This window comes from Nocardia sp. NBC_01499, from assembly GCF_045040275.1.
Classification (GTDB): domain Bacteria; phylum Actinomycetota; class Actinomycetes; order Mycobacteriales; family Mycobacteriaceae; genus Nocardia.
Map to the genome: position 1 here is coordinate 5,121,724 of NZ_CP109426.1, position 26,101 is coordinate 5,147,824.

Below are 26,101 nucleotides of genomic sequence, written 5' to 3' on the forward strand. Positions count from 1 at the left end.
CTCGCTACTTCCCGGTGCGGATGATGGCCTCGATATTGCGCTCCGCGAGCGCGGCGATGGTGAGCGACGGATTGACCGTGCCGGTGCTGCCCGGAATGGCCGCGCCGTCCATCACATACAGGCCGGGGTGCCCGTGCACCCTGCCGTAGCCGTCGGTGGCCTTACCGAGCACCGCACCGCCAAGCGGGTGCGCGGTGAACAGCGCGTTGGCGTCGTAGCCGAGGGCGCCGTATTCGAGGACGGCGTCGGCGCGTTCGGCGATCCGGTGGTCGACCGCGCGGGCCGCGGCCACCATCTCGTCGCGGTTCTGGCTCGGCCAGGACAGCCCGACCCGGTTCGCGGCCGCGTCGTAGCCGAATCGCGCGCGGGCCGGATCGAGGACCATGCCGAGCGAGGCGAGCGCGCCCGTCTCGAACGGGATGCCGGGGATGTACCAGCTTTCCAAGCTGAGCGGCAGGCCCGACTCGTCGAAGATCCGGCTCGCGCTCGGCACGCCCTGCCCGAAACCGGCCAGCGCGCTCGCACCGCGGCCGAGGACAACGTCGCCATTGGTGCCCCAGCCATCGCCGACGTGCTCGTTGAGGTTCGGCAGTGCCCCGGTCGCCTGGGCGCGGACAAGCAGCTCCGAGGTGCCGACCGAGCCCGCGCCGAGGAAAAGCTGGTCGCAGGTCAGGGTGCGGGTGCCGAGCACCTCGCCGGTCGGCGCGAGCTTGGTCACCTGGACCGTGAACCGGCCGCCCGGCTCCTGTGCGATGGACTCCACCTGGTGGCCGGGGAAGATCGCGGAGCGGCCGGTGCCTTCGGCGTACTTCAGGTAGTTCTGATTGAGGTCGAACTTGGCGCCGTTGGAGTTGCCGAGATTGCTGCGCGCGGCGGTGGCCGACGCTCGGCTGGTGCCGGCCAGCTCGGCGCGCAGGATGTCCCAGTTGAAGATCGAGTCGTTGGGCGTCGGCTGGTAGCCGGCCTTGCGCACCTGGTCGTCCCACGCCCTGGAATGCGCGAACGGCTTGGCGGCGTAGATGTCTCCCGGCATCGCGTTCAACCGAAGCATCTCGCGCACCCTCGGGTAGTAGACGCTGTCCAGCTCGCCGTAGTCGACCGTGCCGCCGAAGAGGTGGTCGAAGAACCGGCGTTCCGGCGCGACCATCGCGCCGGTGAAGACCACCGATCCGCCGCCGACCGCGGCCGCGCGCCACACATCGATGCCCGGATAGGTGGTGCAGTCGAGGACGCCGCCGAAGCTGGCGAACGACATCGGCACCTTGCTGACACCGGTGAAGTTGGTGCGATGCCAGAAGCCGCGACCGTCCGGCAGGTCGTCGCCGGTGAAGATCTCCCGCCACGGATCGTTGGGCCAGCGCGACCCGCGCTCCAGCACCGTGTTGGCGATCCCGGCCTCGGCAAGCCGCAGCGCGGTGACCGCGGCGCCGAAGCCGGAGCCGATCACGATCGCGGGCGAATGCTCGGGTGGGTCGGGTAGCGGGGCGAAGATCTCCGGCACCCACGTCTGGAACAGCAGGTTCCACACGGGGTCCGCTGACGCAGGTGCGACCGACAGCGTTCCCGCCGTGGCACCGAACAGTGCGGCTGCACCCGCAGCTTTGAAGAAGGCGCGTCTGCGCACTCAGCCACCTCCCTCATCATGCATGGCCGAGCGCAGATTACCGGTATATCCGCTAGCTGAACAGTCGTTGCCTGACCGTCATCCGTTGTCTCCCTTCCATTGTCCCGCCGGATGGGCCAGCGCCCGCGCCCGGTGCGGGGAACGGCACAGTGACGAGCAAGCCACGCCAGGCCAGCGGCAGGTGGACAGCAGGGGTCGGCGGTTCAGTCCGCGAACGGTGCCCCATCGGGTTTGCAGGTCGCGCCGGGCGCGGGGAGTTGCTGGTCGATGAGGTAACGCTCCTGCAGTCGCCTGGTGCAGTCGACGGTGGTGTCGTGGCCGTAGCCGCCGTCGACGACAACGAGTCGCGCGTTGACGAGGGCCTGCTGCGCCTTGCGCGCGGCAGACAGCGGCGTGACCGGATCGAACCGGTTGTTGAACAGCAGCGCTGGCACGTCCGAGCGCAGGATCCACGGACCGGCGTAGCGCTGCGGATAGCCGCCCTGCGGGGTCGGCCATGACGCGCACGGCTGGCGCAGGTACAGCCAGAACGAGCTGAAGGTTGATCCGTCCGCGCCCAATTCCGTCGCCATCGCCGGCCATTGGTCCGGCTCGCGGGGAAAGGTGTTGTCCGCGCAGGAGATCGCGATGTAGGAGTCGAGGAAATCGGGCGACGGCGCGCTCGCGTCGAGGATCGTGCGCACGATATCGGGGTTGCCGGTGGCCCCGCGCTCGACTTCGGCGAGGAGTTGAGCCAGTGCGGGCCAGCCGTCCTCGGGGTCGTACAGCAGCAGCGTGTGCGGCACGATGACGTCGGCGTAGGTGACCGTGCGGGCGCGTTCCCCGGCACCGACCAGCACTGGATCCTGCCGGAGCCGGTCGAGCAGTGCGGCGTCGCGGGCCTGTAAATCGTCACCGCCGCTTGCCTTTTGGTCATTGCGAAGCTGCCCGATCGGGTCGCCGGGCGGCTTGCCGGTGCCCGCGAAGGCGCAGCGCGGCTGACCAGCCTGGGCACACAGCCGGAAGAACTCCGAAAGCACCTCGTCGGTGCCAGCGGCCGCGGTGGCGACCTCGGTGCGGGTGTCGGAGGTGTAGGCGTCCGGATCGACCATCGAACTCAGGCTGAGCGCACGCACGCGATCGCCGAAGACCGCGCCGTACACCTCGCCGAGATAGCTTGCGTACGAACCACCTTCGTAGGTCAGCCGCTTGTCACCGACGGCGCGGCGCAGCAGATCCAGATCGCGGGCCGCGTCGACGGTGGTGAGATGCGCGAGCAGGGCCGGACTGTTCGCGGCGCAGCCCGCCGAGAGATCCCGGCTGAAGCGCGCCTGCTCGGCCTCCTGTTCGGCATTCACCGGCGGGATCCGTGACCCGGACCAGAATCGTTGCTCCGCTTGGGGATCGGCGAAACAACGCACCTGCGAACTGCGTCCGACGCCGCGCTGATCGAAGGTCACCACATCGAAGCGGCGGGCGATCTCGCCGGCGAACATCTCCCCGCGACCGGCCCACCGCACGCCGGAACTGCCTGGCCCGCCGGCCGGGGAGAAGAGGGTGCCGATGCGGCGCGACTGATCGGTCGCGGGTTGGCGAACGAGTGCGAGCCCGAGCGTCGGACCGTCCGGCTGCGCGTAGTCGATCGGGACCGTCGCGGTCGCGCACTGCAGTCGGCTCAGGGCTTTCTCTTGGCAGGGCGCCCAGTCGAGCCGTGGTGTCGGCGCGGCATCGGCCTGGGCGACCAGGTCGGCAACGGCCTGCTCATGCTTCTTCGGTGCGCCACAGCCGCTCAGCGCCAGCGTCGCGCCCAGCGCGACGACGACGATCCTCCACCCACGCATACCGATCATCTTGTGCCGCAACGACACGGCCGTCGTCCTCCCCAAGGATGAACCGCACCCTGAGATCTCAGGTTGCGTCGACCCCGAGGACACCAACCGCACCCGCCACCTCCTAAGTCATCAACAATCGGACCACCGCGATGAGGCCGACCACGACGATGACCGCGCGCAACGCCGTCGGCGGCATCCGCCTGCCCATCTTCGCACCGAGCTGTCCGCCGATGATGGAGCCGAGCGCGATCAACAGCACCGCACGCCAGTCGACATCGGCGATCACCATGAAGATCAGCGCGGCCACCGCGTTCACCAGCATCGACAGCACGTTCTTGATGCCGTTGAGTCGCTGCATGTCCTCGTGCACGAACACACCGAGCATCCCCATCAACAACACACCCTGCGCCGCGCCGAAGTAGCCGCCGTAGACACCGGCCGCGTAGATCAGCACGAGCAGGATCGGGCCACCGTGCTTCGGCGCGGGGCTGTCACCGTTCTCGCGCCGCTGCTTGACCCAGCGCGACAGCCTCGGTTGCACGACGACGAGCACCAGCGCCGCGATGATCAGCACCGGCACGATCGCCTTGAACGCATTGGCGGGCAACGTGAGCAGCAGTATCGCGCCGGTGATGCCGCCGAGCAGCGACGCGGTGCCGAAGCGCAGCAATCGTTCTCGTTGTCCGGCCAGTTCCCTTCGATAACCGTGCACACCGCTGATCGCGCCGGGCACTAGACCGATCGTGTTGGAGACATTCGCGGTCACCGGCGGCAGCCCGAAGGCGAGCAATACCGGGAAGGTGATCAACGTGCCAGAACCGACGATCGCATTGATGCCGCCCGCCGCGATACCCGCGGCGAAGACGGCCAGCATTTCCAGCCAAGTCATAACTAAATCCGTTCGACGTCCCGTCGGACCTGAGGTCCGTACAAGCGTTTGCTTCTTGGCCGAACGCTAGCCGCAACGTCGGATGACTCGACCACGGGACCGGGGTTTCGCAGGTGTATTGCCACACGGTAAACTCGCCGACATCATGCAGCGGGCACTTCTTCTCGGCCGCCGCGACGGGGTCTGATCGGACCGGCTCCCGTCGCGGGGTTTCGCCGCGCCGGTCGACCCACCCTTTGGGAAACACCACACCATCGGAGAAATCGCCATGTCCCCTGCTGACTCCTTCGTATCCGGCTCGCGCACCATCACGCCGCCGTCCAAGCCGGCCCCCGCCGACCAGGCCGCCTGGAACGCGCAGAAGAACTCCTCGATGCCGACCTTCCGGTACCGGCCCTTCGCCGAGGAGGTCGAGCCGATCACGGTGCCCGACCGCACCTGGCCGGACAAGATCATCGATGTCGCGCCCGGCTGGTGCGCCGTCGACCTGCGCGACGGCAATCAGGCCCTGATCGACCCGATGAGCCCGGCCCGCAAGCGCCGCATGTTCGACCTGCTGGTGCGGATGGGTTACAAGGAGATCGAGGTCGGCTTCCCGTCGGCCAGCCAGACCGACTTCGACTTCGTCCGCGAGATCATCGAGGACGGCGCGATCCCCGACGACGTCTCCATCCAGGTGCTGACCCAGTGTCGCGCCGAGCTGATCGAGCGCACCTTCGAGGCCTGCGCCGGCGCGCAGAACGTGATCGTGCACTTCTACAACTCCACCTCGATCCTGCAGCGCAAGGTGGTGTTCCGGGCCGACCGCGCGGCGGTCAAGAAGATCGCCACCGACGCGGCGACGCTGTGCCTGGACATCGAGCAGCGCTACCCCGACACCAACTGGCGCTATGAATACAGCCCGGAGTCCTACACCGGCACCGAGCTGGAATACGCCAAGGAGGTCTGCGACGCGGTCTCCGCGATCATCGCGCCGACCCCGGCCAAGCCGCTGATCATCAACCTGCCCGCCACCGTCGAGATGGCGACGCCGAACGTCTACGCCGACTCGATCGAGTGGATGAGCCGCAACCTGGCCCGCCGCGAATCGATCGTGCTGTCGCTGCACCCGCACAACGACCGAGGCACCGCCGTCGCCGCCGCCGAACTGGGCTACCAGGCCGGTGCCGACCGGATCGAGGGCTGCCTGTTCGGCAACGGCGAGCGCACCGGCAACGTCTGCCTGGTCACCCTTGGCATGAACCTGTTCTCCCGCGGCGTCGACCCGCAGATCAACTTCTCCGATATCGACGAGATCCGCCGCACCGTCGAGTACTGCAACCAGCTGGCGGTCGCCGAACGCCACCCGTACGGCGGCGATCTGGTCTACACCGCGTTCTCCGGCAGCCACCAGGACGCCATCAACAAGGGCCTTGACGCGATGAAGGTCTCGGCCGACGACGCGGACGCCGACGTGGACGACATGATCTGGGCGGTACCGTATCTGCCGATCGACCCGAAGGACGTCGGCCGCACCTACGAGGCCGTTATCCGGGTCAACTCGCAGTCCGGCAAGGGCGGCGTCGCCTACATCATGAAGACCGATCACGGGCTGGCGCTGCCGCGCCGGTTGCAGATCGAGTTCTCCCAGGCGGTCCAGCGGATCACCGACGGCGAGGGCGGCGAGGTCACCCCGAAGGAGATATGGGACGTCTTCGCCGACGAGTACCTGAGCCCGATCCGGCCGCTGGAGCGGATCAGGCAGAAGGTCACCGCGTCCGAGACCGACGGCGGCACCGACACCATCGCGGTGGTGGTGAAGGTCGACGGTGTAGAGCAGGAGATCACCGGCACCGGCAACGGCCCGCTGGCCGCGTTCATCGACGCGATCGCCGCCGTCGGCTTCGACGTGCGGGTGCTTGACTACTCCGAGCACGCCATGTCCGCGGGTGACGACGCGCAGGCCGCCGCCTACGTCGAGTGCGCGATCGGCGACAAGGTGGTGTGGGGCGTCGGCATCGCGACATCGATTACCACCGCGTCGTTGCGTGCCGTGGTCTCCGCGGTGAACCGCGCACACTGACAGCGACCGTGTGGTGGTCTCCTCGGCCAACCGAGCACGCTGATAACGCAGGTCGAGTACGGTAGAGCCGGGCGTGGTGGTCGTTGATCGATCCAGCGCCCGGCTCTCGATCTTGCTGTCGGAGACCAGATATCGGCGGCGTGTCATCCGGGCGCGTCCGCCATCCATAGAGCGTGCGAGAGCGAATCGCTCGCGGCCGCGAGAGTGCTCGTTCGAGGCCGCACACCGCGACGCGAGCCCGCGAACCCCGTGCTAGCGTTGGTTTCGCACTCAAGCGCCGAGCTCTCTGCTCGTAGTCCCGAGCAGATGGGGGAACTGTGACAACAAACGACCACAACCCGACCTCACCGCCCTGGCTGCAGAGTCAATCGGTGGACACGGCCGACGGCACCGAGTCGGAGCAGGCCGCCGATTCGTCGGCAGAGCAGCCCGGCGACGTGGAAGTGAAAGAGTCCGAGGCAGCCGAGAAGCCGGACAAGCCGGAGCAGGAATCGGCCGAGCCCGACTTCAGCGGCTCGACGGACCAGACCGTGTCCTACCCGCACGCGGCGATGCCGCAGCAGTCCTACGGTCCGCCCGAGGGTTTCGCGCCGACCGGCCCGCCCGAGCAATACGGCGGCTACGCGCCGCCCAATGCCGGACCGTTCGCGCCACCCGGCGCATATGAGCCGTATCAGACCGGCCAGTACCAGCCGGTGGCCGCGCACAGCGGTAGCCACCAGGTCGCGCCCGAGCCGCAGCAGAACCAGGGCTACGGCGAATACCGGCAGGAGATCGGCCCCGACGGCCTGGTCCGCCGGGTGCCGCAGGAACATGCCGAAGCCGGTGCGCCGCAAGCGGATCAGCCGAGCGGGCCGATCTACAGCTGGGCGCCGCCGCCACCGCCGGTGACCCACCAGCCGCCCCCGCCGCCCGCGTATCAGCCGCCGCCCCCGCCGTTGGGACAGCAGCCGCCGATGATGGGGCAGGTGCCACCGCCGAGCTGGCAGGGCGGCCCGAATCCGCACCAGCCGTCGCAGCCGTTCCAGCCGCAGCATGTGCCAGCGCCGGGACAGCCTGGCCACTCGGTCAACGATCTGAACCTGCTCAAGCGCGCCCGCCGCGCGCCGCGCAGCGGTTGGCGGCGCGCGGTGCACAAGGCCACCGGCGGCGTGCTCAACCCCGGCGAGTCCGCGGCCGACGTCGTCTACCGCGACCTCGTCGACCGGGTGAATCAGCCGGTGCGCGGCGACTATCGGATCGCGATCCTTTCGCTCAAGGGCGGCGTCGGCAAGACCACCACCACGGTCGGTCTCGGCTCGACGTTCGCGTCGCTGCGCGGTGACCGCGTCATCGCGATCGACGCCAACCCCGACCTCGGCACGCTCGCGCACCGGGTGCCGCGCCAGACCCGCTCCACCGTGCGCAATCTGCTAGAGGACCAGCACATCAGCAGGTACTCCGACGTGCGGGCACACACCTCACAGGCGCCGAGCCGCCTGGAAGTGCTTGCCAGCGAACAGGATCCGGCGGTCTCCGAGGCATTCAGCGAGGCCGACTACCGCAAGGCCATCGGCATCCTGCAGTCGTTCTACAACATCATCCTGACCGACTGCGGCACCGGCCTGATGCACTCGGCCATGGCCGGGGTCCTCGATATGGCCAGCTCGCTCGTGCTGGTCACCTCGCCAGCCATCGACGGCGCCCGCAGCGCCTCGGCCACCCTGGACTGGCTCGACCACCACGGCTACGGCAAGCTCGTCGAACGCACCGTCGTGGTGGTCAACGCCTCCCGCCGCGGCGCCTCAACCGTCGACCTCGACCAGCTGCGCAAGCTCTTCCTCGACCGCACCCGCGCGGTCCAGGTGGTGCCCTTCGACGACCACCTCGCCGAAGGCGCGGAAATCGACCTGGAACTGGTCAGCAAGCCGACCAGGCGCGCCCTGCTCGAACTGGCCGCGATGGTCGCCGACGACTTCGGTTACGTCGGCGCGCAGCAGTACCAGCACCCCGGCCCGATGGGGCACTAGAGATTCGAAAACTGTTGCGGCCCGGCGCATTTCGCGCCGGGCCGCACTGTATTTCGACGCTAGTACTTGCCGAACAGGACCGCGGCATTGTGGCCGCCGAAGCCGTACGAATTGTTCATCACGTACCGAACATCGGTGTATCGCGCCGCACCGCTGACGATATCGAGATCGATGTCGACATCCTGGTTGTCCAGGTTCAGGGTCGGCGGAATCACGCCGTCGCGCAGGCTGAGCACCGAGATCGCCGCCTCCAGCGCACCCACCGCGCCGACCGAATGACCGAGCGCCGATTTGGGTGCGTAGATCGCCGGATGCTTACCGATCGCGGCGGCAATTCCCTTGGCCTCGGCCAGATCTCCGAACGGCGTTCCGGTCGCGTGCGCGTTGACGTGGTCGACATCCGCCCCGTCGACACCCGCGGTCTGCAGCGCGCGACGCATGGCGCGGGCATTGCCCCGACCCTCCGGATCCGGCGCGACCAGGTGGTAGCCGTCCGCGGTCAGGCCCGCCCCGAGCAGCCGGGCCAGCGGTCGAGCACCGCGCGCCAGCGCGTGCTCTTCGGACTCGAGCACGAGCAAGGCCGCGGCCTCGCCGAAGACGAAACCGTCCCGGTCCCGGTCGAACGGACGCGACGCGCGTTCGGGCTCATCGACCCGCGAGCTCAGTGCGCGCATATTCGTAAAACCCGACAGCGCAAGGGCATTGATCCGGCACTCGACGCCACCGGCGACGATGATGTCGGCCTCGCCGAGGATGATCGAGCGCCAGGCGTGCACCAGTGCCTCACACCCCGACGAACACGCCGACACCGGCGTGACCACGCTGGCCCGCGCGCCGAGTTCGAGTCCGAGCACCGCGGCGGGGCCGTTCGGCATGGCCATCGGTATCGCGAACGGCGAGACCTTGCGATAACCCTGATCGCGCAGCAGGTCATTCGAGTCGACGACGACCTCGACGCCGCCGATGCCGGTCCCGATCGAGATGCCGAGCCGGTCGTTGTCCACCTCGGGCGTGCCGAGGGTGTCCCAGATTCGCTTGCCCATCACGTAGGCGACCTGCTGGACGTAGGACATGCGACGCTTCTTGACCCGATCGAGCTCGGCGGTCGGGTCGCTCCTGAACTTCGCGCCGATATTGATCGGCAGTTGCCTGCTCTCGACCTCCGGATCATCGAGGACCCGGACACCGCTCTCGCCCGCCAACAGACCCTTCCAGGTGGACGCCGTATCCGCGCCGAGCGCGGAGGAGACCTCTACCGCGGTCACCACCACGCTTCGGAATCCACCGTCGCGAGTGGAGAACTCGGTGATATCACGCATTGCTGTCGCGTGTCCTTTCCTAGAGCCGCACCGCTGAAATGCCGCGAGACCGGCGCCGCATCCGGTGCAGGCGCACTGCCTCGGCAGCAGGCCGCCCACCGCATGCCGGGTCGGAAGGCCTGTCCTGCAATCTATTTGGCGGGCTCATGGTCGCGACATGTACGGAACTCTCACAGGAAACACCCCGGAGTTGTTGGAATGTGCCAACGACGCAACGGAGGTCGGCCACCTAAGCTCTCCGCGCTGACGGCTGTACCAGCGCCTTCTCAACATACTCCGCCGATCGCGGCGAGATCGCCTGTTGAAAGCCGACAACCGCCCCCTCGGCGAAATCAGTTGCCGCACCGGGTGGTAGGCCGCGCGGCTATTCGGCGGTGACGCTCGCCGCCGCGGCACGGAAGGCCGCGAGCACGGCGGCGATGGCCGGGCTGCTTTCGGCACGCGGCCGGGTGGCCAGTTCGAACATGCGGGCGGCGCGGACGCCGGTGAGCCGCAGCACCGACAGATCGGGGTGCGCGACCGAGTAGCGCGGCATCAGCGCGACGCCGTAGCCACTGGCGACCAACGTTTCGATGACACGGAAGTCGTTGAGCCGCTGCGCTATTCGCGGCTGCACGCCGGTCAGGGTGGCGATCGAACGGAGCACGTCGTCGACCGGGTAGCCGCCGCGCACGCTCAGCCAGGTTTCGTCGGCCAGCTCCTCTGGCGTCACCGCGGCGTGGTCGGCGAGCCGATGGGTCGGCGCGACAACGACATCGATGGGTTCGCGCATCAGCACGCGCACCGCGATACGCGGGTCGGCGATCGGCGCGGCCCGCTCGTCGCGATGGGTGAGCACCACATCGAAGTCGGCGAGCAGCCGCGACACCTCGCTCGGCGGCAGGTCCACATCGCTCGCGACGATGTCGACGCCGCTGTCCAGCATGGCGGGCAACACCACCGGCAGCAGTAGCGCGCCGCCGGACGGGAACACCGCGACCCGAACTCGCCCGCGCGGCGAACCGCGATAGTGCGCCATCTCCGCCACCGCCCGATCCATCGCGGCGAGCACCTCGTCCGCGCGGATCACCAGCGCGTTGCCCGCGTCGGTGAGGCGGACCCGGCGGCCGTCGGGTTCGAGCAGGGCGACGCCCGCTTCCTTGGCGAGCACCTTGAGCTGCTGGGAGACGGCGGAGGGCGTCATCGAGAGCGCGGCCGCGACGGCGGCGATGGTGCCGCGATCGGCGAACTCGCGCAGCACCCGGAGTCGCTCGACGGACATGGGCGGCCCTTGCTGGTCAATCACGGTTTTGCCGGGCGGAGGACGCCGCTGAAATCATGAAGTAAAACTACATCAATAGTGCATATTAATTAGATAGTCCTGATGATTCGCAAACGTCACGATAGGGGACATGACCCCTCGTGACCGCCTGCTCGGACTGACCGTCGTCCTGCTCTGGGGGTTGAACTTCCTCGCCCTCCGAGTGGGGGTCGACCACTTCCCGCCCTTCTTCTTCGCCGCGCTGCGCTTCGCGGTCATCGCGGTACCGGTGCTGGTGTTCGTCCCGCGCCCGAAGGTGCGGATGCGCTGGCTGCTGCTGTACGGCACCGGTTTCGGCATCCTCCAGTTCGCGTTCCTGTTCACCGCGATGCGCGCCGGTATGCCGACCGGGCTCGCCTCTCTTGTGCTGCAATCCTCCGCGCCGTTCACCGTGCTGCTCGGCACCCTGTTCCTGCGCGAGCGGATCCGGCCGGTGCAGGTCGCCGGTATCGCGGTTGCGATGACCGGCATGGCGGTGATCAGCTGGGACCGCCTCGAACACGCCTCGGTGCTGCCGGTGCTGCTGACGCTGGCGGCCGGGCTCGGCTGGGCCTTCGGCAATATCGGTGCGCGTCGGGCCACCCTGGAATCCCCCGGCCTCAACACCTTGCACCTGACGCTGTGGATCGCCGTTGTCCCGCCGCTGCCGATGTTCCTGCTGTCCGCCGCCACCGAGGGACCGACCACCGGCCTGCGCGCACTGGCCGATTCCTTCTCCAGCACCGGGTGGCCCGCGCTGGTCGCGCTCGCCTACACCGCCGTGCTCGCGACCGTCGTCGGCAGCGGCCTGTGGACGTACCTGATGAGCCGCTACCCCGCCGGCATCGTCGCCCCGCTCACCCTGCTTGTCCCGATCATCGGCATCGCCGCCGCCTGGGCCTTCCTCGACGAGACCCCGACACCGCTGTCGCTGGTCGGCGGCGTGATCGTCATCGCGGGCGCGTTCGCCGCGACCTCGGGCAAGCGCCCGGTGGTCGCCGAGGATCAAGCCGTCGAGTTCGACGCGGCCGCCGGGCGCCGACCCGGCACACCGCAACTGGTCGAGGCCTGAGCGCGCGGCCCCGCACCGCGGTTCGCGGCGTGGGGTCGCGTGGCACGGATATTTATGTGTGCCAAAAGGTTCGAGAAACCGTCGTCACAGGTTTGCCTATCCGATCACCGATATCGCTATGCTCACATCGCCGTCCGAATCAGCCTTCACCTCGGGCCAGGCGCGGGGCGGGTACGCCGGTGCGGACCTGCCGCTTTACAGTAGTGACAACGTGTAATAAAGGTCCCGAGGCTAGGCACAGAGCGGCGCATGGCAGAAAATCGGTGGACCGTATCGCGGAGGACAATGCTTCGCGGAACGGCTGTGGCGGGGGTAGCGGCAGCGGGGGCACTGACAGCTGGCGTGCTGAGATCGGGGCCTGCCGCGGGTAGTCCGAACGGCAGGCGGGTCGCGGTACTCGGCGGTGGCGTCGCGGGCTTGACCGCGGCACACGAGCTGATCGAACGTGGCTTCCAGGTAACGATTTTCGAGCGCCGCGCCTGGGGCGGCAAGGCACGCAGCGTGCCGGTGCCAGGCACCGGTTCCGGCGGCAGGCCGGATCTGCCCGGCGAGCACGGCTTCCGCTTCTTCCCCGGCTTCTACCAACACGTGCCGGACACCATGCGCCGAATTCCCTTCGCGGACAACCCCAATGGCGTGTGGAACAACCTGGTCACGGTGTCGGAGGCGCGCTTCGCCCGGCGCGACGGCGACGACTTCCGGCTGCCGCTCGGCCCCCGATCCCGAATGGCGTTCACCCCGGACAGCTTCCGCGAGACCATGGGCGCCGCGCTCGCGACCACGCTGAATATGCCTGCCAACGAAGGCGTTTACTTCGCCGATCGGCTGCTGGTGTTCAACAGCAGCTGCGATGCCCGCCGCCTCGGCCAGTGGGAGCACACCTCCTGGCGCGACTACGTCGGCGGCAACGCGCGCTCACACGAGTTCCGCGCCCTGCTGTCCCGCACGCTGACCAGCATCATGGTCGCCGCGAAGGAGGACGTCGCCAGCGTCCGCACCATCGGCACCATGGGCGAACAGTTCCTCGGCAACCCGGCCGAGATCGGCAACGACGGCGGCCTCGACCGAGTGCTGAACGGGCCGACCAACGCCGTCTGGATCGAGCCGTGGCTGCAGCGGATGCGCGATCTCGGCGTGCAGTTCGAGCTCGGCACCGAGGTGCGCGGGCTCGACATGCGCGACCGCCGGATCACCGCGGCCCGCGTCGTCGATTCCGCCGGAGCACAACGCACCATCGAGGCCGACTACTTCGTTGTCGCCGTGCCCGCCGCACAGGCCAACGCCCTGTGGTCGCCCGACGTGCTGGCCGTTCGCCCCGAATTGGCCACGATGAACCGGCTTTTCAGCGACTGGATGAACGGCATCCAGTTCTATCTGCGCAGGCCAGCCGAGATCTCCAAGGGCCACACCGCCTATATCGACGCGCCGTGGGCGCTCACCTCGATCGACCAGAACCAGATGTGGGCGCGCAAATTCACCGAGTTCGGCGACGGCACCGTGCAGGACTGTCTTTCGGTCGATATCTCCGACTGGAACTCGCCGGGCATGCTGTACGGCAAGCCGGCGAAGGAGTGCACCCACGAGGAGATCGCCCGCGAGGTCTGGGCGCAGATCGCCGCGCATCTCAACGACCGCGGCGACGTGCTGCACGACGCCGACCTGCACTCGTGGTTCCTCGACCCCGGCATCACCTGGCAGGACAGCCAGCACCGCAACGCCAACGCCGACCCATTGCTCATCAATACCGCCGGCTCGTGGGACTTCCGGCCGGAATCGCACGGCGCGCTCGAAAACCTGTTCCTGGCAGGCGATTACGTGCGCACCAACATCGACCTCGCCACCATGGAGGGCGCCAACGAATCCGCGCGAACGGCCGTGAACGCGCTGCTCGACGTGGCGGGCTCGAACGCGGAGCGCTGCCGGACGTTCACCCTGTATCGCGCGCCCGAACTCGAACCACTGCGCCAGATCGACGCGGGTCGCTACGCGGCAGGCCAGCCCAACATGTTCGACGTCCAGATCTGATGTGACCGATCTCCCCGCGATCCACACATCGGCCTGCTGTTCGTCCTCCCTGGCCGCAGCCAGAACTCGAACGCCAAGCTCTACCAGGGGCTGAGTCCGGGCAAGTGGGCTACGCCACTGGACCGGACCGCGCCGCCGCCGCGCGTCGAACATAGACTCGCGGCGTGGCAGACATTTCGGTGCGTGGGCGAATCGCACTGCGGGCCGCGGCGGCAGCGTCGTGGGCCTCGCAGCGGGCGGGACGCGGCAAGGGATCGATGATCGGCGGGCTCATCGCGCTGCAGATCGATAAGACGATCATGGACCAGCTCGGCCGCGGTCGGCGCACGGTGCTGGTGACCGGCACCAACGGCAAGTCGACCACGACCAGGATGACCACCGCGGCGCTCAGCACGCTCGGCGAGGTCGCCACCCAGGCCGACGGCGCCAATATGGACGCGGGCATCGTGGCCGCGCTCAGCGCCAACCGTGCCGCGCGGATCGCCGCGATCGAGGTGGACGAGCTGCACCTGCCGCACGTCACCGACGCGCTGAACCCCGCCGCCGTCGTGCTGCTCAACCTGAGCCGCGACCAGCTCGACCGGGTCGGCGAGATCAACATGATCGAGCGCAAGCTGCGCGCCGGCCTGGCCAGCCACCCCGACACCGTGGTGATCGCCAACTGCGACGACGTGCTGGTCACCTCGATCGCCTACAACCACCCGAACGTGGTGTGGGTGGCCGCGGGCAGCGGCTGGGCGATGGACGCGACCAGCTGCCCGCGCAGCGGCGAGCCGATCCTGTGGGAGGGTGAGCACTGGCGCAGCACCGGCACGGATTTCGAACGGCCGGAACCGAATTGGTGGCTGGACGGGGAAGATCTCGTCGGCCCCGACAACCAGCGGTTCCCGCTGAAACTTGCGCTGCCCGGCCGGGCCAACCGTGGCAATGCCGCGCAGGCGGTCGCCGCGGCGATCGCGCTCGGCGCGGATCCGGCCGCCGCCGTCACCGCGACGGGCACGGTGCGCGAGATCGCGGGCCGCTACCGGACGGTGCAGGTCGGTGAGCACGCCGCGCGGCTGCTGCTCGCGAAGAACCCGGCGGGCTGGCAGGAAGCGCTGTCGATGATCGAACCCGGCTCGGCCGGACTGGTGATCGCGGTGAACGGGCAGGTGCCCGACGGCGAGGATCTGTCCTGGCTGTGGGACGTGCGGTTCGAGCATTTCGAAGGCGTCCAGGTGGTCGCCGCCGGTGAGCGAGCCACCGATCTCGCCGTGCGCCTCACCTACGCAGGAGTCGAGCACACGACGGTGCCGAACCCGTTGCGCGCCATCGCCTCCTGCCCGGCGGGCCACGTCGAGGTGCTGGCAAACTACACCGCATTCCGGGATCTCAACCGCGACCTCGAGGCCAAGTGATGACTGAATCGACCGTCCGCATCGGGCTGGTACTGCCCGATGTGATGGGCACCTACGGCGACGGCGGCAACGCGCTGGTGCTGCGGCAGCGCTTGCGGCTGCGCGGCTACGACGCCGAGGTCGTCGAAATCACCCTGGCCGATCCGGTTCCCGACTCGCTCGACATCTACACCCTTGGCGGCGCCGAGGATTCGGCGCAACGACTGGCAACCCGGCATCTGCAGCGCTACCCCGGCCTGCAGCAGGCCGCCTCGAAAGGCACTCCGGTGCTTGCCATCTGCGCCGCCATCCAGGTGCTCGGCCAATGGTATGAGACATCGTCGGGCGAGCGTGTCGACGGCGTCGGCATGATCGACGTCACCACCTCGCCGCAGCCGAAGCGCGCGATCGGCGAGGTGACCACCGCTCCGCTGCTCGCCGGGCTCACCGCGGCGCTGACCGGATTCGAAAACCACCGTGGCGGCACGAAACTCGGCGGCGAGGCGACCGGACTGGCCCGGGTCACCCGCGGTGTCGGCAACGGCGTCGGCGACGGTCTCGAAGGCGTGGTGCAGGGTTCGGTGATCGGCACCTACATGCACGGCCCCGCGCTGGCCCGCAATCCGGAACTCGCCGACCTGCTGCTCGCGCGGGCACTCGGCGTCACCGAATTGGCGCCGCTGCCGATGCCGGAAGTCGAGCAACTCCGCCGTGAACGTCTGCGCGCGTAGGTACTCCGGCACCAGATAACACAATGCGAGGTCGCGTTCGTATTTGATTCACAAACGCGACTCGACCGACCGGCTCCGTGGTGCTGAGCTATCGGCACGCTACGCTCGCCGCTATGACGACGATCACGCCGGGGTTGCCTGCCGAATCAATGGCGCAACCGGTAATGCCACGCCGTCCACCGATCTGGACTCGCTGGCGCAGCATCCTGCGGCCGCGTCCGTTGTATCTATCGCTCATCGTTTCCTCGGTAGTCGCGCTCAAGGCGTTCGAGATGTCTTTTGCCGCACTACACCATCTGGCCGTGCGCAACCTGGTGGAAGCCGATCTGGCGTCGAATGTGCCGATCGCCATCGACGGCCTCGTTGTCGGCTCCATCGTCGCCACCGCGTCATTCCCGAAACGCAGTGCGGGATGGTGGTACGCGACGGGGCTTTTCGTCATTTCGACGCTGGTTTCGGTGGCCGGGAATATCGAATACGCACGTGAGATCGGCGGCGGAACGGTGTCGGTGATCATCTACGCCGGAATGCCGTTGACCCTGCTGTTCGCGGTGCACCTCACGCTGATTCTGCTGGCGCGCAGCACCGCGCAACGACCCGTCGCTGCCGTTGTCGTCGCGGAACCCGAACAACTCGTCATGGCCGAGGAGGTGCCGGAGATGGTGACATCGCCGCAGCTCAACGGGCAAGTACCGGCGAACGGACACGATCTCGTCAAGACAGGTCCGGCGGCAGCGGTGCCCTTCGCCACCGGACCGAATACCCCCATGCGCTTCAACACCTTCGACGCCGACGGCCGAAAGCTGGTCAACCACCGATAATCCCGCGGCGACGTCCAGGCGATAACTCACCCACGCTCGACTACTTCGATGGAGAAAACACGTGTCTCTCACAGTCTGGCAGGACCAGGACGTCGATCAGTTTCGTGAAGTAGCGAGCAGGCTCGCCTCGGTGATCCAGAGCAGTGTCGACCGATCGGGCGCGCTGAGCCAACTCACCGAGTCGGTGGAAAGCGGGGACGCGTTCACCGACCTGTTGATCGAATTCGCCGGTCGCTGGTTCCACGAGACCGGCGGGCAATCGGTGTTGATCGGGCCGGAATTGTTCTGGCTGCTGTCGGAGCCGAACCTGCGCAAGGGCATCAGCAGCGCGCTGCGCGGTCCGGAAACCGCGCCCGATCTGGAGTACTCGGTCAGCAGGCGCAGTCGAAAGCTGTTGCTGATCTGTGTTTTCGAGACATTGGCGCAGAACCAGTGGCTTGCCGGCAACATCGGCGAGCACGTCGGCATGAACGGAAGTGTCAACGGAATAGGGTGATCGGCGCGGCCGCGACCAATTAAGTTCACGGCGTTTCTAACTCTCCCCTCGGCCGCCTCGCCGCGGATAGCGTCGAGGTTTGCCGAGTTTTGAGGAGAGTGCCGTGTCCGACGTGGGCCTGCATCGGCGTGGATTGCTACCGAGCGCCGAATGACCGCGACCACCACGCCGGACGCACCGGCACTCGGTGCGGACGCGCCCGCCGGCGCACCGCGGCGTAGCCGGAACTATCGCCGCCTGCTCGGCCCGGCGCTGACGCGTGTCGGCGCGCTGGCGCTCGTACTCGGCCTGTGGGCGGTGATCACGGCGGCCGGGCTGGTCGATCCGCTGTATCTGCCATCCCCGCACGCGGTGTGGGATGCGTTCGTGCGGGCCAACTCCCGGCATCAGATCGCGGCGGGCGTCGATCGCACGGTGATCGGTGAGCAGAACTATTACCTGTGGGAGCATCTGCTGGCCAGCCTGCAGCGGATCGGCGCAGGGGTCGGCCTCGCGATCGTGGTCGGCCCGCTGGTCGGGTTCGTGATGGGCATGCTCACCCCGGTGCGGCTGGTCACCGAGCCGATCCTGAACTTCCTGCGGTCGCTGCCGCCGCTCGGCTATATCGGGCTGCTGATCGTCTGGTTCGGCATCGGCGACATGTCGAAGATCTGGCTGCTGTTCCTCGCCGCGTTCCCGCCCATCGCCATCGCCACGCTGAGCGGTGTCACCGGCGTCAAGCAGGACTACCTCAATGCCGCCCGCTCGCTTGGCGCCGGTCGCGCCAAGGTCATTTCGCTCGTTGTGCTGCCTGCGACGCTGCCCGAGGTGATCGGCGGCATCCGGATCGCCACCGCGTTCGCCTGGACCACCGTGGTCGCCGCCGAGCTCAACAACGGCATCCCCGGCATCGGCGGCCTCGCGTATATCTCTGGCACGCAGCTGAATACGCCGCTGACCATCGCATGCATCATCGTGATCGGCTGTGCCGCACTCGTGCTCGACTCGGTCATCAAATTCATTGGTGCCAAAGCAGTTCCGTGGAAAGGCAAAGTATGAAATCCGCAGTCCGCCGGATGGTCACGGCCGGTCTGGCCGTGACGGCCGTTGTCGCGACGACCGCGGGATGCGTCGAATCCGGCCGCGGCGATACCGCAAGCGCGGGGGCGCAGGCTGTCTGCCCGTTCGCCGCGGATCCCGGTGTCACCACGCAGGCGCGGCTCGGGTTCCAGGCGATCCCCAATGCCGATCTGTTCGTCAAGGATCGCGGACTGCTCGCCGCCTGCCTGCCGAACGCGAAAGTCGCGTGGAGCCAGTTCTCCTCGGGTGCGGATGTGGTCCAGGCGTTCGGTGCCGGCAGCCTCGACATCGGCACGATGGGGTCGAGTCCGGCGACCAAGGCACTGTCCGCGCCGCTGAACCTGCCGGTGCGGGTGCTGTGGATCCACGATGTGATCGGCAAGTCGGAATCGCTGATCGCCAAGGACAAGTCGATCACCTCGCTGGCCGGGCTGCGCGGTAAGCGCGTCGCCACGCCGTTCGGCAGCACCGCGCATTACAGCCTGCTCGCCGCGCTCGGCAAGGCCGGGCTGGCCGGTGACGTGCAGTTGATCAATATGACGCCCGACGCGATTCCCGGTGCCTGGAACGGCGATCAGATCGACGCGGCCTGGGTGTGGGATCCGACCCTGTCGAAGCTCGCCGAATCCGGCGGCCACATCGTCACTTCCAGCGCCGATACCGCGGCGGCCGGCGCGCCGACCTTCGATCTGGCGGTGGCGAGCAAGAAGTTCCTTGACGAGAACGCGCGGTTCGCGGTGGTCTGGGCGAAGCTGCAGGACTACGCGGTGACGCAGCTGCGGACCAAGCCCGAGGACGCGGCCGTCTCGATCGGCGCGCAGCTCGGCATCGAGCCCAAGCTGGTCGGGCCGCAGTTGGCCGGGTACACCTACCTCGGCGCGGCCGAGCAGGCCGACGCGAAGTACCTCGGCGGTGGGTTCGGCGGCGATCTGCACAAGACGGCCGAATTCCTGTTGGGCCAGGGCGGAATCGACGCGGTCGGCGATGAATCCGCCTATCGCACCGGCATTTACGCTGATGCGGCCAAGGGGGCGAGCTCGTGAGCGAGCTCCGGGTCACCCTCGCCGGGGTGAGCAAGAGCTACCCCGGGGACGACGGTCCGACACAGGTGCTCGCGCCGACCGAGCTGACCATCGAGAGTGGCGAATTCGTCTGCGTCGTAGGCCCTTCCGGCTGCGGGAAGTCGACGCTGCTGAACATCCTTGCCGGATTCCTGGAGCCGACCGAAGGCACGGTGCGGGTGGGTGGGCACCCGATCACCGGACCCGATCCCGACCGCGGCGTGGTCTTCCAGCAACCCAACCTCTACCCCTGGCTCTCGGTCCGCCAGAACGTCGAGTTCGGCCCGAAGGTCCGTGGCGTGCCGCGTAATCAGCGCACCACCGATGCCGAACGCATGCTCACCCTGGTCGGCCTCGACCATCTCGGCAACCGCCGCCCCTACGAACTCTCCGGCGGCCAGCAGCAACGCGCCCAAATCGCCCGCGTGCTGGTCAACGATCCCCAGATCATCCTGATGGACGAACCTTTCGGCGCACTGGACGCGCTGACCCGCGAGAAGCTCCAGGGCGAACTACTCACCCTGTGGCGCGATCGAAGAAAGACCGTTTTCTTCGTCACGCACAGCATCGACGAGGCGCTACTCCTCGGCACCAGGGTCCTGGTCATGGGTACCCGCCCCGGCCGCGTAATCTACGACGAGCCGACCACTTTCAAGACGGCCCTGACCGACCCCACCTTCGCCGCCCTGCGCGCCAACCCCGATTTCATCCACATGCGCGACGAGGTCTCCGCCCACATCTACGCCGCCCACGTCTAGCGCCTCACACGGCGAGGATCGCGACCTCGTACTGCTGGCACCACGGATCATGGGTGACCAGCGTGAGATCCTCACATTGCGCCTGCGCCACCAGCATTCGATCGAACGGGTCCCGATGAATCAGGGGCAGCCGACCGGCCGCAGCCGCATGGTCGAGGCCGATCGGTAGCGGGATGAACCCGCCGTTCGCGATGTAGTCCGCGAGCCCGACCGGCCCGTCCAGCTTGCCGAGGGCCTGCTTGATGGCGACCTCCCAGATCGTTGCCGCGCTCACCAGGATGTCCGGGTCGTGGGTGATCCGTTCCTTCATGTCGTCGGCGAGCGCCGGATCGTCGGTCAGCCACCACAGCACCACGTGGGTGTCGAGCAGCAACCTCACGGCACCATCCCGAAGTCGTCTGCGATCTGGGCGTTGGTCTCGTCGGAGTCCCACTCGGGGGTGAGGACCAGCCGCCCGCTCAACGAACCGCGGCCGCCCCGGTTCACGCCGCGACTCAGCGGGACCACCTTGGCGACCGGCTTACCGGCGCGGCTGATGATGATCTCCTCGCCGCGTTCGACTCGCTCGATGATGCGCGACAGGTTCGTCTTGGCGTCGTGGATATTGAACTGTTCCGCTGCGCTGCCCGCCATGGCCCACCTCCTTAGCTAACAGGTTAGTCCACCATCGAGCGGAAAGGCAACGCGGTTCGCGATGGTCAGCGGGTTGGGGTGGCGCAGAGGTCGTGGGCTAGGCGCATTTTGGCCAGGACGGGGTCGGGGAGCACGAAGGGGTAGAGGTCGGGGTGGCCCATGGAGCGGTTGACCATGTTGAGGGACCAGGCCAGGGGGAGCCAGAGATCGATGATCTTGTCGAAGCCGGCGCGACCTACCTGGGGGCGGTCGAGGGAGGCGCCCGCGGGGGCGATGCCGAAGGCTGCCGCGGTGTCCAGGGTGTCGCGGATATGCAGGTAGTGGGCGAAGGTTTCGGCCCAGTCCTCGGCGGGGTGCATGGTGGCGTAGGAGGAGACGTAGGCGGACTCCCAGCCGGGGGGTGCGCCGTCGGTGTAGTGGCGGTTCAGCGCCGCCTGATAGTCGGCGTCGGGGTCGCCGAAGAGCTCGCGGAAACGTTGCGCCGCTTCGTCGGTGGCGACCAGGATCATGTAGTAGTAGTGGCCGATCTCATGGCGGAAGTGGCCGAGTAGGGTGCGGTAGGGCTCGTCCATTTCGATGCGCAGTTGTTCGCGGTGCGGGTCGCTGGCCTCGGCCAGGTCGAGGGTGATCACGCCGTTCTTGTGGCCGGTGACGACCTTGCCGCTGGCACTGGTGAGCAGGTCGAAGGCCAGGCCGCGGTTCTGGTCCTGGTCGCGGCCGACGATGGGCAGGCCGAGCTCGGTCAGCTCGACGATCAGCCTGCGCTTGGCCGCTTCGGCCTCGGCGAAGGCGGCGAGCCCGGCGGCATCGAGGTCATTGGGCCGGGTCCTGGTGAGTCGGCAGGATTCGCACAGCATCGGTTTCCCGGTGCCGTTCGCGGCCTGCTCCGTGGCCTCGATACCCGCCTCCGGCACCTCGACCAGCCAATTACATTGCGCCACATGAAGGTTGTCGCAGAGCCGGAAGCGGCTGGCATCCACCACACCGGTCATCGAGTCGTTCGGCGCACCACCCGGCGGATCGCCGATCACCACCAGGGCGAGGTCGGCGAGGCGGAAACCCAGTGGGCTGGCACAGGACAGGCACACCGAGTTCTCGAAAGCCAACTGCTGGCCGCAGTTGGGACAGGCGAAATCGCGCACGCGGGTTACACCTCCACCGGAGAGACATCGACCGAGACGGTAATTGTGCTCTCCTTGGCGTCGGTATAGATGATGCCGCGCAGCGGCGGCACGTCGGCGTAGTCGCGGCCCCACGCGACGGTGACGTAGCGCTCGTCACCGAATTGGTCGTTGGTGGGGTCGAAGTCGATCCAATGGCCGGTCCGATCCTGGTTGTCGGTGCCAGGTATCCACACGGCCGACCAGGCGTGGGTGGCGTCGGCGCCAACCATGCGTTCCTTGCCGGGCGGCGGGTCGGTGGCCAGATAGCCCGACACATAGCGGGCGGCAAGGCCGTGTGATCGCAAGCAGGCCACGCCGATTCGCGCGAAATCCTGACAGACCCCGGCCCTGGCCGCGAACACGTCGGCGACCTTGGTGGAGACGGTGGTCGAGCCGGACCGGTAGGTGAAGTCGGTGTGGATGCGGGTATTGAGTTCGGCCACCGCCTCGAGCAGCGGGCGGCCCGGTCTCAGCGATTCGGCCGCGTACGCCCTGACCTCGGCGGTGATCTCGGGCGGTTGCAGATCGAGGGTGAATTCCACGGCGAGCGGGCCGGTCGCGCCGGTCGGGCGGGCCTGCTCCCACGGCCGGACCGCCGGACCCTCCTTGACCCGGTCGGGACGGTCGACCTCGACCAAGGATTCGCCGGTCACCACCAGAGTCCGATGTTCGGCTGTCACATGGAAATACGACGTGGTGTTGCCGTACACATCCGGTCCGACCGACTGATCCGAGGGCACCGGGTCGATCGCGATATCGTGCGAAAGCAGCCGCTGCCCAGGGAATTCGCGCGGCGTCAGGTACGCGCGCCCGTAGGAACTGGTGACCTCGTCGGAGTAGCGGTAGGTCGTGCGGTGGGCAACGCGATAGCGCCGGGCCGCACCGTTGCGCCCGGTCATCCGACCACCCGCGTACTACCCCACAGCGGCTGGAAGCCTGCGGGCAGCGACAGTTTCGACGTCTCGAACGATTCGGCGAGCTTGCGCAGCCGAAGGTGCACACCCTCCAGCAGCTCGAGCAGTTCGGTGCGGTTGCCCTCGTCGTCGGTGACGTCCAGATCGTCCGGGTCGACCCGGCGCAGCATCCGCTGCGCGTCGGCAAGCAAGCGTTGCGGCCGAGACGATCCCGACGCGCCAGGCAGCGCCTGCAGGTCCGCGTCGATCCGATCCAGCTGATACGCCAGCGAACGCGGATTGGCGGTATCGAAGAGCAGCAGCCCGGCGACCGCGGAGATGCGCACCGAATCCCCGTGCCGCCGACGGTAACTCACCTGCGACTCGGTGGCCCGCAGCACCGACTCGGTGACCACCCGCTCGGCCTCGTTCGGGTAGGTCTGCGTCAGCGCCGCCGACATCAGCGCGGTCAGCGCCAGCCCGCGCTCGATCCGTTTGCCGATATCCATGACGTACCAACCGGAGTCGCGCACCAGCGATTCGGCGCCGATGCCGGACAGCGAAAGCAGCGCCGCCAAGGTCAGCGAATGCACCGCCGACAGCGCGGTCTCCTGATCACCGTGCGTGCCACGGTATTCCGCGAGCGCCCGATCAACGGCGCTCAGAATCATCCAGGTATCGGCGGACAGCTGATCACGCACGGCCCGGGCGGCGTTCTCGTACCGATAGATCGCGAAGGCCACTGATCCGGGCAGCGCACGGTCAATTGTCAACGCCGCCAGGTATTCGTAGCCCTCGCGGGACGCACCCGCCACCGCGGACGGCCCCACCGGCCCGGGAGCCACGACGCCCTGTTCCTCGGCGGCACTCGCCGCGGCGACAATCGCGCGCTGCAGCACGCCAGGTCGTATCGTCACGTTCATTTCCTCGGCGATACTCGGCTCCGCGCCGGATTGATCGGCCGAATCAGATTCATCCCCCACTGATTTCGCTGTAGTTCGCCCCATTGACTGCGACTGACCCGAACTCGACTGCGACTGCGTCATACCCGAACTCGACTGCGCCGAAGTAGCACTCCCAGCGGATTGAGACCGCGAAACCGCATCCGTACTGACGCTCGCGGACGAATCCAGCTCGGCCGCGCCATCATTGGATTCGATACCGAACAACACCGCTGCCGGAGCGACGGTGGCGGTGGTCCGAGCCAGCGCCGCCATCAGCACCGGAATGGCATCCGCGCCCTCCAGCCACGGCCGATAGCGGTAGTCCTGATACCGGGCGTGCGTGGCGATGAGCAGCCGGGCAACCGATTCCGCCCGCTCGCTGTAGCGCCCCATCCAGAACAGATCGTTGAGCACGCGCGGCGAGCTGATGGCCATCACCGCCGGAGCGGCCCGCCGTTCGCGTTCCTCGTGCGGCGCCTCGGTGCCGACCGCTGGCACCGCACTCGGCGCCGCCCGCACCCAAATGTCCTTGGCGGCAATCTTTATCACCGCGCGGTCGGGCAACGTCCGCTGATGCAACTGGCCGAGTCCGCCCGCCATCGCGGTATACCCGCTGCGACGAGCCATCGAGAACAACCGCATACCGACGGGCGCGGGAGCCAACCCGCCATAGCCTTCGACGGCGGGCGCGACCGAGAACTGCGCGGGTTCCTGGCCGACCCACTGCCACCCGCTGGCCTCGATCCTGGCCCGCAGGTCGGCGCGCTGCCGGATCGACAGTTCGGGACCGAAGAGGGTCGCGCCGTCGACCGCGGACCGAATGATCAACCGGTGCAGGTTCTTCGTCAGGTGCGCCCGCTCTTTTTCGTCCCCACCCCAATACGTCGGCGCGCTCGCCAACAGCAGATCCTCCCCGAGCAGCGCCCGGGACAGGCGCGGCAGGAACCCGGTCAGCGCCGGGTTCTCCAGCAGTCCGCTGCCCAGCGTGTTCACCACGGTGACCGCGCCTCTGCGCAATACCTCGACCAGCCCGACCACGCCGAGCCGCGAATCCGGCCGCAGGTCGAGCGGATCGGAGAATTCGGCGTCCACCCTGCGCAGCACCACATCGACCCGGCGCAGCGTGCCGAGCGAGCGCATCCACAGCGCGGCGTCGCGCACCACCAGATCCGCGCTCTCCACCAGCGGGAAGCCGAGCATGGACGCGAGATTGGCCTGATCGAACGCGGTCTCCGAATGCACGCCGGGACTCAGCACCACGACGAACGGATCGTCGGCCTCGCCCTCCTGCGCCGATTCGATCAGCATCAACCGCATCGCCCTGGCGAACGGAGTGAGCGGGCGCGGATTGGAATGCTCGAACGCCTCCGGGATCGCGGTGGACACCACCCGCCGGTCGGCCAGCGCGTATCCGGCGCCGGACGGTGCCTGCGCCCAATCCGCGGTCGCCCGGAACTGGCCGTCGCTCCAGCGGCTGATATCGCAGCCGTGCAGGAACAGCTGATGCCGGCCGGGCACCGTAATGCCATGTGCGGCACGGACATAGCCGCGATAGCCGACGATCACCTCGGGTGGCAGCAGGCCGCTGGTTAGCGTGCGGCGTGGGCCGTAGACATCGGTGAGCACCTCGTCGAGCACCCGCGAGCGCTGCACCAAGCCCGCTTCTAGACGGGTCCAGTCGTCCGCGGAGATCAGCAGCGGGATCGGGTCGAGCCGCCACGGCGTCGTCACCGCCTGCTCGCTCGCGCCGGTGAGCTCGGTGTAGGTGATGCCGTCGTCTTCGATCAGCCTGCGCACGCGGCTATCGAGCCTGCCGAGTCCGGTGGTGCCGAGTTCGACGAAATCGGCGGACAACTCCGACCACATCCGGCGCACCTTGCCGTCCGCGTCGACCAGTTCGTCGTAGTAGCCCTCGGTCGGCCTGCCGCATTCGTCGTAGGGCGCGGTCTCGACGCCGCCGGTCCGGTAGCGCGCGAACTGCTCGGCCACCTGCTCGCGCACGCTGGCGCCGGCGGTCGTCTCCCGCAGTCCACCCCGCCACCCAGACTCAGCCTCGCGCATGGTCACCGCGCCGAC

The 26,101-nt window shown here is 68.0% G+C and carries 21 protein-coding genes; 11 read left to right on the forward strand and 10 right to left on the reverse strand.

What is annotated here, in order from left to right:
- Positions 1-4 precede the first annotated feature (4 nt).
- From OG203_RS23420 to OG203_RS23430, 3 genes are all read right to left on the reverse strand, one after another.
- The gene (locus OG203_RS23420) at positions 5-1,624 is read right to left on the reverse strand and encodes a GMC oxidoreductase (RefSeq protein ID WP_405167722.1); all 1,620 of its coding nucleotides are present in this window, start codon (positions 1,622-1,624) and stop codon (positions 5-7) included.
- A 203-nt stretch (positions 1,625-1,827) separates the two neighbouring features.
- Positions 1,828-3,444: an alpha/beta hydrolase gene (locus tag OG203_RS23425; protein ID WP_405167723.1), complete on the reverse strand. Its 1,617-nt coding sequence runs from the start codon at positions 3,442-3,444 to the stop codon at positions 1,828-1,830.
- A gap of 112 nt (positions 3,445-3,556) precedes the next feature.
- Complete coding sequence (locus tag OG203_RS23430) at positions 3,557-4,324, reverse strand: sulfite exporter TauE/SafE family protein (protein ID WP_405167724.1); 768 nt, start codon at positions 4,322-4,324, stop codon at positions 3,557-3,559.
- Between the two features lie 268 nt (positions 4,325-4,592).
- Here OG203_RS23430 and leuA point away from each other — a divergent pair, with 268 nt between their 5' ends.
- Positions 4,593-6,386 carry a 2-isopropylmalate synthase gene (gene leuA / locus OG203_RS23435; protein WP_405167725.1) on the forward strand — a complete coding sequence of 598 codons (1,794 nt, stop codon included), beginning with the start codon at positions 4,593-4,595 and terminating at the stop codon, positions 6,384-6,386.
- Between the two features lie 551 nt (positions 6,387-6,937).
- The gene (locus tag OG203_RS23440; RefSeq protein ID WP_405167975.1) at positions 6,938-8,395 is read left to right on the forward strand and encodes an AAA family ATPase; all 1,458 of its coding nucleotides are present in this window, start codon (positions 6,938-6,940) and stop codon (positions 8,393-8,395) included.
- Positions 8,396-8,454: 59 nt separating this feature from the next.
- Here OG203_RS23440 and OG203_RS23445 read toward each other — a convergent pair whose 3' ends face one another.
- Positions 8,455-9,714 carry a KasA/KasB family beta-ketoacyl-ACP synthase gene (locus OG203_RS23445; RefSeq protein WP_405167726.1) on the reverse strand — a complete coding sequence of 420 codons (1,260 nt, stop codon included), beginning with the start codon at positions 9,712-9,714 and terminating at the stop codon, positions 8,455-8,457.
- 364 nt (positions 9,715-10,078) lie between these two features.
- Positions 10,079-10,975 (reverse strand): LysR family transcriptional regulator, encoded by an 897-nt coding sequence (locus OG203_RS23450; protein WP_405167727.1) that lies wholly within the window; start codon positions 10,973-10,975, stop codon positions 10,079-10,081.
- 130 nt (positions 10,976-11,105) lie between these two features.
- On the opposite strand from OG203_RS23450, the gene OG203_RS23455 reads away from it, so the two are divergent.
- The 9 genes from OG203_RS23455 to OG203_RS23495 all read left to right on the forward strand — a co-directional run bounded on the left by OG203_RS23455 (position 11,106) and on the right by OG203_RS23495 (position 20,392).
- Positions 11,106-12,065: an EamA family transporter gene (locus tag OG203_RS23455; protein WP_405167728.1), complete on the forward strand. Its 960-nt coding sequence runs from the start codon at positions 11,106-11,108 to the stop codon at positions 12,063-12,065.
- Positions 12,066-12,350: 285 nt separating this feature from the next.
- Positions 12,351-14,090: an FAD-dependent oxidoreductase gene (locus OG203_RS23460; protein WP_405167729.1), complete on the forward strand. Its 1,740-nt coding sequence runs from the start codon at positions 12,351-12,353 to the stop codon at positions 14,088-14,090.
- Positions 14,091-14,254: 164 nt separating this feature from the next.
- Positions 14,255-15,487 carry a MurT ligase domain-containing protein gene (locus tag OG203_RS23465; RefSeq protein WP_405167730.1) on the forward strand — a complete coding sequence of 411 codons (1,233 nt, stop codon included), beginning with the start codon at positions 14,255-14,257 and terminating at the stop codon, positions 15,485-15,487.
- Complete coding sequence (locus OG203_RS23470; protein WP_405167731.1) at positions 15,487-16,197, forward strand: type 1 glutamine amidotransferase; 711 nt, start codon at positions 15,487-15,489, stop codon at positions 16,195-16,197. Before OG203_RS23465 ends, OG203_RS23470 begins: the two co-directional genes overlap by 1 nt.
- 113 nt (positions 16,198-16,310) lie before the next feature.
- Positions 16,311-17,018, forward strand: coding sequence for a DUF2637 domain-containing protein (locus tag OG203_RS23475; RefSeq protein ID WP_405167732.1), 708 nt, complete (start codon positions 16,311-16,313; stop codon positions 17,016-17,018).
- Between the two features lie 61 nt (positions 17,019-17,079).
- Entirely contained in the window at positions 17,080-17,514 is a 435-nt protein-coding gene (locus OG203_RS23480; RefSeq protein WP_357379871.1) for a hypothetical protein, read from the forward strand.
- Between the two features lie 150 nt (positions 17,515-17,664).
- Entirely contained in the window at positions 17,665-18,552 is an 888-nt protein-coding gene (locus tag OG203_RS23485; RefSeq protein WP_405167733.1) for an ABC transporter permease, read from the forward strand.
- Positions 18,549-19,616 (forward strand): ABC transporter substrate-binding protein, encoded by a 1,068-nt coding sequence (locus OG203_RS23490; RefSeq protein ID WP_405167734.1) that lies wholly within the window; start codon positions 18,549-18,551, stop codon positions 19,614-19,616. Before OG203_RS23485 ends, OG203_RS23490 begins: the two co-directional genes overlap by 4 nt.
- Positions 19,613-20,392 carry an ABC transporter ATP-binding protein gene (locus tag OG203_RS23495; RefSeq protein ID WP_405167735.1) on the forward strand — a complete coding sequence of 260 codons (780 nt, stop codon included), beginning with the start codon at positions 19,613-19,615 and terminating at the stop codon, positions 20,390-20,392. Before OG203_RS23490 ends, OG203_RS23495 begins: the two co-directional genes overlap by 4 nt.
- 4 nt (positions 20,393-20,396) lie before the next feature.
- Here the strand turns inward: OG203_RS23495 and OG203_RS23500 are convergent, their stop codons facing one another.
- From OG203_RS23500 to OG203_RS23520, 5 genes are all read right to left on the reverse strand, one after another.
- The gene (locus OG203_RS23500) at positions 20,397-20,771 is read right to left on the reverse strand and encodes a type II toxin-antitoxin system VapC family toxin (RefSeq protein WP_405159438.1); all 375 of its coding nucleotides are present in this window, start codon (positions 20,769-20,771) and stop codon (positions 20,397-20,399) included.
- Entirely contained in the window at positions 20,768-21,025 is a 258-nt protein-coding gene (locus tag OG203_RS23505; RefSeq protein WP_405159439.1) for a type II toxin-antitoxin system Phd/YefM family antitoxin, read from the reverse strand. The genes OG203_RS23500 and OG203_RS23505 overlap by 4 nt, the downstream gene beginning before the upstream one ends.
- A 65-nt stretch (positions 21,026-21,090) precedes the next feature.
- Positions 21,091-22,167, reverse strand: a complete 1,077-nt coding sequence (locus OG203_RS23510; RefSeq protein ID WP_405159440.1) for a putative zinc-binding metallopeptidase — start codon at positions 22,165-22,167, stop codon at positions 21,091-21,093.
- Positions 22,168-22,172: 5 nt separating this feature from the next.
- Positions 22,173-23,087: a transglutaminase N-terminal domain-containing protein gene (locus OG203_RS23515; RefSeq protein WP_405159441.1), complete on the reverse strand. Its 915-nt coding sequence runs from the start codon at positions 23,085-23,087 to the stop codon at positions 22,173-22,175.
- On the reverse strand, positions 23,084-26,086 hold the full coding sequence (locus OG203_RS23520; RefSeq protein WP_405167976.1) for a circularly permuted type 2 ATP-grasp protein: 3,003 nt from the start codon (positions 26,084-26,086) through the stop codon (positions 23,084-23,086). The genes OG203_RS23515 and OG203_RS23520 overlap by 4 nt, the downstream gene beginning before the upstream one ends.
- Between the last annotated feature and the right edge of the window lie 15 nt (positions 26,087-26,101).

Excerpts from the sequence above, each read along its gene's own strand:
- leuA (WP_405167725.1), top strand. The coding sequence starts at position 4,593 with ATGTCCCCTGCTGACTCCTTCGTATCCGGCTCGCGCACCATCACGCCG.
- OG203_RS23440 (WP_405167975.1), top strand. The coding sequence starts at position 6,938 with ATGCCGCAGCAGTCCTACGGTCCGCCCGAGGGTTTCGCGCCGACCGGC.
- OG203_RS23475 (WP_405167732.1), top strand. The coding sequence starts at position 16,311 with ATGACGACGATCACGCCGGGGTTGCCTGCCGAATCAATGGCGCAACCG.
- OG203_RS23505 (WP_405159439.1), bottom strand. The coding sequence starts at position 21,025 with ATGGCGGGCAGCGCAGCGGAACAGTTCAATATCCACGACGCCAAGACG.
- OG203_RS23490 (WP_405167734.1), top strand. The coding sequence starts at position 18,549 with ATGAAATCCGCAGTCCGCCGGATGGTCACGGCCGGTCTGGCCGTGACG.
- OG203_RS23445 (WP_405167726.1), bottom strand. The coding sequence starts at position 9,714 with ATGCGTGATATCACCGAGTTCTCCACTCGCGACGGTGGATTCCGAAGC.
- OG203_RS23425 (WP_405167723.1), bottom strand. The coding sequence starts at position 3,444 with ATGCGTGGGTGGAGGATCGTCGTCGTCGCGCTGGGCGCGACGCTGGCG.
- OG203_RS23470 (WP_405167731.1), top strand. The coding sequence starts at position 15,487 with ATGACTGAATCGACCGTCCGCATCGGGCTGGTACTGCCCGATGTGATG.
- OG203_RS23450 (WP_405167727.1), bottom strand. The coding sequence starts at position 10,975 with ATGTCCGTCGAGCGACTCCGGGTGCTGCGCGAGTTCGCCGATCGCGGC.
- OG203_RS23520 (WP_405167976.1), bottom strand. The coding sequence starts at position 26,086 with ATGCGCGAGGCTGAGTCTGGGTGGCGGGGTGGACTGCGGGAGACGACC.
- OG203_RS23485 (WP_405167733.1), top strand. The coding sequence starts at position 17,665 with ATGACCGCGACCACCACGCCGGACGCACCGGCACTCGGTGCGGACGCG.
- OG203_RS23455 (WP_405167728.1), top strand. The coding sequence starts at position 11,106 with ATGACCCCTCGTGACCGCCTGCTCGGACTGACCGTCGTCCTGCTCTGG.
- OG203_RS23430 (WP_405167724.1), bottom strand. The coding sequence starts at position 4,324 with ATGACTTGGCTGGAAATGCTGGCCGTCTTCGCCGCGGGTATCGCGGCG.
- OG203_RS23460 (WP_405167729.1), top strand. The coding sequence starts at position 12,351 with ATGCTTCGCGGAACGGCTGTGGCGGGGGTAGCGGCAGCGGGGGCACTG.
- OG203_RS23515 (WP_405159441.1), bottom strand. The coding sequence starts at position 23,087 with ATGACCGGGCGCAACGGTGCGGCCCGGCGCTATCGCGTTGCCCACCGC.